Below are 6,758 nucleotides of genomic sequence, written 5' to 3' on the forward strand. Positions count from 1 at the left end.
TGTAACTCGCGGCGCCGTGTCGCGCTGACTTGGATTAATGTACACACACCCCACACCAAACACAAACCCGCAGGCCACAACGCATTTTCACAGGGTGTTCTAGGCATCAGAGCTTAGACCCAGATTCTCCTGGATTGATTCATGGGCCGTATCGAAGCGCCCGATACCCCATCGCAGCGCTGCGAATACGAGCACTGTCACCACACCCACGGCTCCAAAGATTGCGCCAACAGGCCCCAATAGGTCGATCCCAACCTCATCAATCTCTTGAACCGAGACGATGATTACCGCCATCGCAGCAGACATCAGCATGATGGCCAGCAGGCTGGCCACCCACCTCATCCATCCGCTGAAGCGGTTGCTCACCCAAAAACTCACGATTACCACCGTGCCAAAGACCATTGCCACTGTCGTCGCAACGAGCAAGGTCATTAGCAGCCCCTTCCCGCCTACGTGCAGTTCTAGATCGCCGGCCCCCGGAAACAGCGCACTAAATAGCGCGAACTCCGCCGTTCCGATCAGCACCAATATGGCCACTCCCGGCATCCATAAAGTAAGCCGCCCCATAGCCGTTGCGTACCAGCGGCGGCGGTCACCCGAAAGCACGAGCCAATTGCGCAGGCTCGAGTTCAGCGTCTCCCCGAGGTAGTAGGCAGCTACCAGCAGGATCATCGCTGCTGGATACAGCCACATCGCGCCACTAGCCGTTAGCCCGGAGGCGAACCAACCGATCACACCGATAACTATCGCGATGAGTCCAGCCAGGTGCATCCAAGCCATGAAGCTATCGATCCGCCAGGAGGCGAGGTAGTTGAGTGCCGTGGGGTTGTTGCCCTTCTTTTCTTGTTGACGCCACCTCGTCTCCGCGTTAAACAATTCAGCCCACTTGGCTTTATCCGCTTGGGCGGTCTCGTCTTCCTCGGTATCGCTCGTGGAACCCTTGACGACCTCACTATTATCCCCGACACGTGTCAGAGCCCCGATGATGCTGGCCACATGCACGAAGAAGACCAATCCTAGGACAACCCAGAATGCCGGGATGTGCCAATTGAAAATTAGCGAAAGAACGTAGCCTAAAAGCATCGCTCCGCAGACGGCTGCCGATGCGATTGGCATGACTATCAGGAGGTTTCGGCGGATATCTGTCACGCTCATTCCCAAAGCGCGAAGCTGAGCTTTATCCCACACTGCGGTGATCGGCTGCAGCCCCAGCGAAATCCCAAATAGTAGGTATATCCCCAGCTTGAACCCGTTGATTTCCTCGCCGCCCATTGCGAAGAAGAGGATCAGCAGGATGAACACGGTGCTAAGACCAAGGTTCCCAGCTTTAGGCAGCAGCTGGCGCATGGCCAGTTTCCAGTGCGTTCCCCAGGGCAGGGGTCGGTAGGTGGTCTCCAAGGCTAGAACTCCCTTCCGGTCAGCGCGAGCACCGCCTGCTCCAGGTCCGCGCTGGTTACGCGCACTCCGCTGCCCTCGATGCGGGCGGCGAGATCCCGCACGCTATCGGCCTCCGACCCGTGAGCGTCAAGGACTACCCGGCGTAGGCCGGAGGACGTGGCGTCACTAAGAAGAGAATCAGCAACCCCCAGTTCCCCGAGCGTGGCTTCGACGGCCGCGGCGGAGCCAGAGAGGATCGCGATGCGTTCAGTGATGGCGTCGAGGGTGCCGACTCCCGTAATGCGGCCCTTGTCGAGGAGGACGACGGAATCGAGGATGCGAGCAGCGTCGTCGACGTGGTGGGTAGAGAGGATGAATGTGCGCGGGTTGCGCTCCACGTCCTGCAAGAGATGTTTGTAGAACAGCTCGCGATTCTGCACGTCAAGGCCCAGGTAGGGCTCATCGAGGAGAGTGACGGGGCACTGCGCAGCCAGACCAATGACGATCGAGACCAGGGACTTCTGTCCGCGCGAGAGCTTAGACAGGGGTTTGCGCGTATCGACCTCGAAATCCTCGCAGAGCTGGTCCGCATAGCGCTGGTCCCAGGTCTCCCAGCGAGCAGCTACCACACTGAGTAAGTGCTTGACCTTAATATCCGAAGGCCACGGCACATCGGGGCCAGACAGGATCAAGCTGTTAAGTACTTCCGTGTTGTCGTACACCGGCTGGCCGCCAATAAGGACTTCGCCCTTGGCGCGGAGTTGCCCGGCAATTGTGCGCAGCAGAGTCGTCTTACCGGCGCCGTTGCGGCCGATCAGGCCGTAGACGCGGCCACCCGGCAGGTAGGCCGTCGCGCCATCAAGAGCGTGAGTGGAGCCGAGCCTGCGCCTGACATCACGCAGCTCGATATCAGGGGCGACGCCAGAGGCTGCGTCGGGATACGTAGTGGCAATCATTCGTAGAGTCCTCGACTTTCTGCGACTTTGTCCATGAGGGTTTTCAACTGTGTGCGATTCATGCCCAACTTGGCGGCCTCGTCGACGAGGGGAACCAGGTAGCTGGCCGCGAAGGCCTCCTTACGCAGGGCCAGGATTCGCCCGCGGGCGCCGTGTTCAACGAACATTCCCACGCCACGCCTCTTGGCCAACACGCCCTGATCGACAAGTAGCGCCAACCCTTTTCTGGCGGTTGCGGGGTTGATGCTGTGAAATTCTGCGAGTTCGTTAGTCGATGGCGCGCGTTCGCCCTCAGGAAGCGACCCATCCACGATCGCGTCCGCGATGAGGTCTGCGACCTGCTGAAAAAGCGGAGTCGACGATTCATTCATGAGGCACCTCCTTCCGTGGGCGACTTAACGAGCTCCCAGTGCGCTCTGCGCTTCAGCGCATCCTCAACACACTTAGTTAGTTAGTTGGTTACTTGTGTAACTAACCATACAACAGAGTTTTCAGGCATGCTAGAGGGAAAGAACACGCAAGAACTAGTTACGAACGAAACGAAAAGAGCAATGAACAATGTTGGAACGCACACAGGTCTATGTCGACACGTCTTACCTGCTAGCAAGCTTTTATAACTCCTGGGACACCGGGGCTCGCGCCCAGTTAGAGATCGACCTACCGGAGGTCGTGGCAGTCCTCGGCCAGATGATCCAGGACCAGCTGAAACAGCCCGTTCACCGGCAGTTTTGGTACGACGGCATCCCCGATTCCGGCCCCCACCGCTACCAGCGCTCCCTGCGCAGCGAGCCAGGCGTGCAACTGCGCGCGGGACAGCTGATCGAATGGGGCGACCGCCGCACCCAAAAGGCAGTGGATACGCGCCTGGTCGCCGACATCGTTATCGCCGCAATGAAGCGCCAGGTATCCGACATCGTGCTCGTATCTGGTGACGCCGACATGCTGCCCGGTGTGGAAGAAGCCGTCGCCGCAGGCATCCGTGTGCACCTATACGGCTTCGGCTGGGATTCCATGTCCTCCGCCCTGCGCTTCGCCTGCGATACGACCACGATCCTGGACCCGCGCGAGGACTTCCGCGACACCATGCGCCTGCAGGTTCTGGAAGGCCCCCTACCGGCCGGCGAGCAGCCCGAACAGCCCGAGGATAAGCCCCTGGGCGATGCGGAAGAGCCCGCGGATTCGAGTCCGTGCGTGCTCACCGCCGCCGATGCTCCCGGAGATGGCATCGCCGGGGACAGCGCCCCCGCAGACGCCCCCGCAGACACTCCGCAGATCCCAGAACCTGTGCGCAGTGGCCCTGCCGCTACCTCCCGGGGCGCCACCCATCCGAGCGTGAACCAGGAGGCCACCCCAACCCCGGCAACCCAGCCCGCCACGGAAACTGCAGCTGAGGCGGTGGATGCAGCCGAAACTGCACGAAATGCAGACAGCGTACAACCCGCAGCGACGGAGCCCAATACGTCGGCTGAGGCGGCGGCCGAGCCGGGCACGGCGGCGTCACAAAATAAGACAGCAGAAGCACAAGAAACAGAAGTACCCAAGCCGAAGCCGCGCCCGAACCCCGGCATGATGGCGCGCCACCGCAAGCTGCGCAGCCGCTACGTGCCGCTGCCGAACGAGGTGTGGGCGACCGCGGGCGAACAGAGCCCCTCCGACATTGGCCAGCAGTACGCTGTGTGGTGGTACGACAACGTGGCGAACGAGGAACAGCGCGACAACGCTCACCTGCTCTCGGGTGGCGGGCTGCCCCCGGAGATCGACCGGCCACTGCTGCAGTTTGCTTGCGAGACTCTGCACGAGTACACGCTCTCCGAAACGCAGCGCGTAGGCCTGCGCGACGGATTCCACTCCGGGATTAGGGCAATCATGCTGCGCTGACTGAGCAGGGCGTGACGGACGCGACCCGCGCACACGGCTTCGGACAGCTTGGGTTGTCCGGGGCGTGTGCAAGAATGAAGCAATGAGCTCAAGTTCCGCCACGCAGGCTGATCGGACGGTCCCCTTCACCAAGGACGCGCTGTCCATCCGCCAGACCCTCGTGCGCCTCGTTGTGACCGGTGCGCTTGCATTCGCCGGGACCACACTGGGGTGGTACCTGATGGCGCACACGAACTTCCCCGCTTTTACCAATAGCTTCGTGCTGCGCGGACTGACTACCGCGGCCATCACCATCCTGGTCGTGCTCACCGGATTAGCCTGCTACTGGTGGGTCTACCCGGCGAAGTGGATGCTCAGTGGGCAGGCTACCGGTTCGCGAGGCGAGGGCGCGCGGGGCAAAAGTACGCAGGGCAAAAGCACGCTGGGTAAGGGCTTAGGTGCACGAGGATCGCAACGGCCAGCTCTGCGCGGGTGGGTCTCCGTCCTACTGCAGCTGATCATGCACCTTGCGCCGGCCGTTCTGGTGCTGGCAGCGCTGGGCATCCCGCTGGCGGCAACCCAGCTTTACCTCGGCGGAATCAGCGTAGACCAGGCGTTTCGCACGCAATTCCTCACCCGCATGACCGACCATCTGGGCTGGGAGGACATGGCATACATCGACCAGCCTTCCTTCTACCCTGGCCTGTGGTTCTTCAGCGGCGGATTGTTCGCCCGTACCTTTGGCCTGTCCGGCTGGGTGGCAATGCAACCCTGGGCGCTCATCACGATGGCGATGGCCGCCAGCATGCTGGTGCCGGTGTGGCAACGCATCTGCGGTTCACTGCCTATCGCCAGCGCGCTGGCACTAGTGACCGTGACGGTTACCCTGACAGTCGGCGGCGATGAACCCTACGCGGCGATTGTGGCAATGGGCATGGCACCGGCGTTTGTCCTCGCCCGGCGCGCGCTGCACGGAGGGCGCACCGCGCTCGTCGGATCCATCATCTATCTGGGGCTTTCGGCCAACCTTTATACGCTGTACACAGCCGCATCCGCCCTGACGGTAGTGGTACTCGCAGTAGTCGGCGCAATTATGGTGCGCGGCATCAAACCGCTGATCCGCCTGGCGGCAATCGGCGCAGGCTCCATCGCCATCGCCCTGCTGGGCTGGGCACCATACCTATGGAGCCTGGTCACCCAGACTCATGGATCCACCAGCACCGCGCAACACTACCTGCCGGAAGTTGCCACACAGGTGCCCACCCCATTCTTCGAGTCTGCGGCCATTGGCATCCTCTCCATCATCGCGCTGATCTGGATGGTTTTCCGCCGTAAAGACGGCGACGTTCGCGCCCTGACGCTCGGCCTGCTCGTCTGCTACGCATGGGTGATCCTGTCGCTGCTGATGACAGTCTTCGGCACCACGCTGCTGGGCTTCCGCATGGCCGTACCAATTAGCATTATCCTCGCCGTTTCGGGCGTGCTGGCCATCGCAGATTGGCGACTGGTGTATGTCCCACAACTGACGGTTGCGGCGGGCCGCAAGTCTGGGAATGGCGTACTGATCAGCCGGGTGATGGCTATCATGATGGCCGTATGCGGCATTCACTATGCAACGCAGATCCCCCTCGAACACGAGAACCACATCGACACCGCCTACACCGATACCGACGGTGATGGGAAACGTGCGGACAAGCTTCCGGGCGATTCCGCCGTGTACTACTCGCAAGTAGACGAGGTGCTCTCCGAGGAGCTCGGCGGCCGATCCGGCAAGGTGCTGCTCACGGACGAGAAGAGCTTCATGGCCTACTATCCGTACCACGCCTACCAGGCCTTTACCTCACACTATGCCAACCCGTTGGGCGACTTCGCTCGCCGTAACGAGGAGATCGAGGGCTGGAGCAAGATCACGGACCCCAAGGACCTGCTGGCTGCGATGGACAACGCAGAGAAGGCAAATGGGTGGAAGGCACCCGATGCGCTACTCATGCGCGGGCAGTTGGATTCCCCCGATAGCAGCAGTGACGGCGCCGACGACACCGACGGCGCTGACAGCACCACCGCCGACGGCACATTTACCTACCTGGTGGCAGATGACCTCTACCCCAGCCAGCCGAACGTGCGTTTCCGCGCGATCCACTTCGACGCCTCCGCGTTCTCCGAGGGCTGGAATTTGCACCAGGTCGGACCGTTTGTCATCGCAGTGCGCCAGCGCTAGGCAGACAACACTAGGTAGCCCAGCGCTAGGCAACCCACAGCTCAGCAAACCAAAGGTCAGCAACGTCAGCCGCGCGCACCAAAAGAGCCCAGGCGCCGCACACACTGTAGGCGGCGTCACAAAAAGCTTCCTGAGTAACAGGAATTAACAGGAATCCCGGCGAATAGGCTAATTGAGTTCTGTGTTAGCCCGACCGTGGCCTACAATTACCTGTTGTGTCTAAAGTTCAGCAGCCAACAGGGAAACTAAAGTTAGCGTCCATCATCTCCGGCCTCATCGGCATGGTGATGTTCCTTTCTTTGCCTTTCCTGCCTGTAAACCAGGTGCAGTCCTCTTTCAACTGGCCTCAG

General features: G+C 61.1%; 5 protein-coding genes. 2 read left to right on the forward strand and 3 right to left on the reverse strand.

Annotation, left to right across the window (positions count from 1 at the left end):
- Nucleotides 1-99: 99 nt before the first annotated feature.
- The 3 genes from Q0331_RS06715 to Q0331_RS06725 are packed head-to-tail and all read right to left on the reverse strand — an operon-like array spanning nucleotide 100 to nucleotide 2,704.
- Complete coding sequence (locus Q0331_RS06715; protein ID WP_298075651.1) at nucleotides 100-1,398, reverse strand: ABC transporter permease; 1,299 nt, start codon at nucleotides 1,396-1,398, stop codon at nucleotides 100-102.
- Between the two features lie 2 nt (nucleotides 1,399-1,400).
- Complete coding sequence (locus Q0331_RS06720; RefSeq protein ID WP_298075652.1) at nucleotides 1,401-2,333, reverse strand: ATP-binding cassette domain-containing protein; 933 nt, start codon at nucleotides 2,331-2,333, stop codon at nucleotides 1,401-1,403.
- Nucleotides 2,330-2,704 (reverse strand): GntR family transcriptional regulator, encoded by a 375-nt coding sequence (locus Q0331_RS06725; protein WP_298075653.1) that lies wholly within the window; start codon nucleotides 2,702-2,704, stop codon nucleotides 2,330-2,332. Before Q0331_RS06725 ends, Q0331_RS06720 begins: the two co-directional genes overlap by 4 nt.
- 187 nt (nucleotides 2,705-2,891) lie before the next feature.
- On the opposite strand from Q0331_RS06725, the gene Q0331_RS06730 reads away from it, so the two are divergent.
- Both Q0331_RS06730 and Q0331_RS06735 read left to right on the forward strand, forming a co-directional pair.
- On the forward strand, nucleotides 2,892-4,211 hold the full coding sequence (locus Q0331_RS06730; protein ID WP_298075654.1) for an NYN domain-containing protein: 1,320 nt from the start codon (nucleotides 2,892-2,894) through the stop codon (nucleotides 4,209-4,211).
- A gap of 82 nt (nucleotides 4,212-4,293) precedes the next feature.
- Nucleotides 4,294-6,408, forward strand: a complete 2,115-nt coding sequence (locus Q0331_RS06735) for an arabinofuranosyltransferase (protein ID WP_298075655.1) — start codon at nucleotides 4,294-4,296, stop codon at nucleotides 6,406-6,408.
- Nucleotides 6,409-6,758: the final 350 nt, after the last annotated feature.

The organism is uncultured Corynebacterium sp. (assembly GCF_937999985.1).
GTDB lineage: Bacteria > Actinomycetota > Actinomycetes > Mycobacteriales > Mycobacteriaceae > Corynebacterium.

Excerpts from the sequence above, each read along its gene's own strand:
- Q0331_RS06720 (WP_298075652.1), bottom strand. The coding sequence starts at position 2,333 with ATGATTGCCACTACGTATCCCGACGCAGCCTCTGGCGTCGCCCCTGAT.
- Q0331_RS06725 (WP_298075653.1), bottom strand. The coding sequence starts at position 2,704 with ATGAATGAATCGTCGACTCCGCTTTTTCAGCAGGTCGCAGACCTCATC.
- Q0331_RS06730 (WP_298075654.1), top strand. The coding sequence starts at position 2,892 with ATGTTGGAACGCACACAGGTCTATGTCGACACGTCTTACCTGCTAGCA.
- Q0331_RS06735 (WP_298075655.1), top strand. The coding sequence starts at position 4,294 with ATGAGCTCAAGTTCCGCCACGCAGGCTGATCGGACGGTCCCCTTCACC.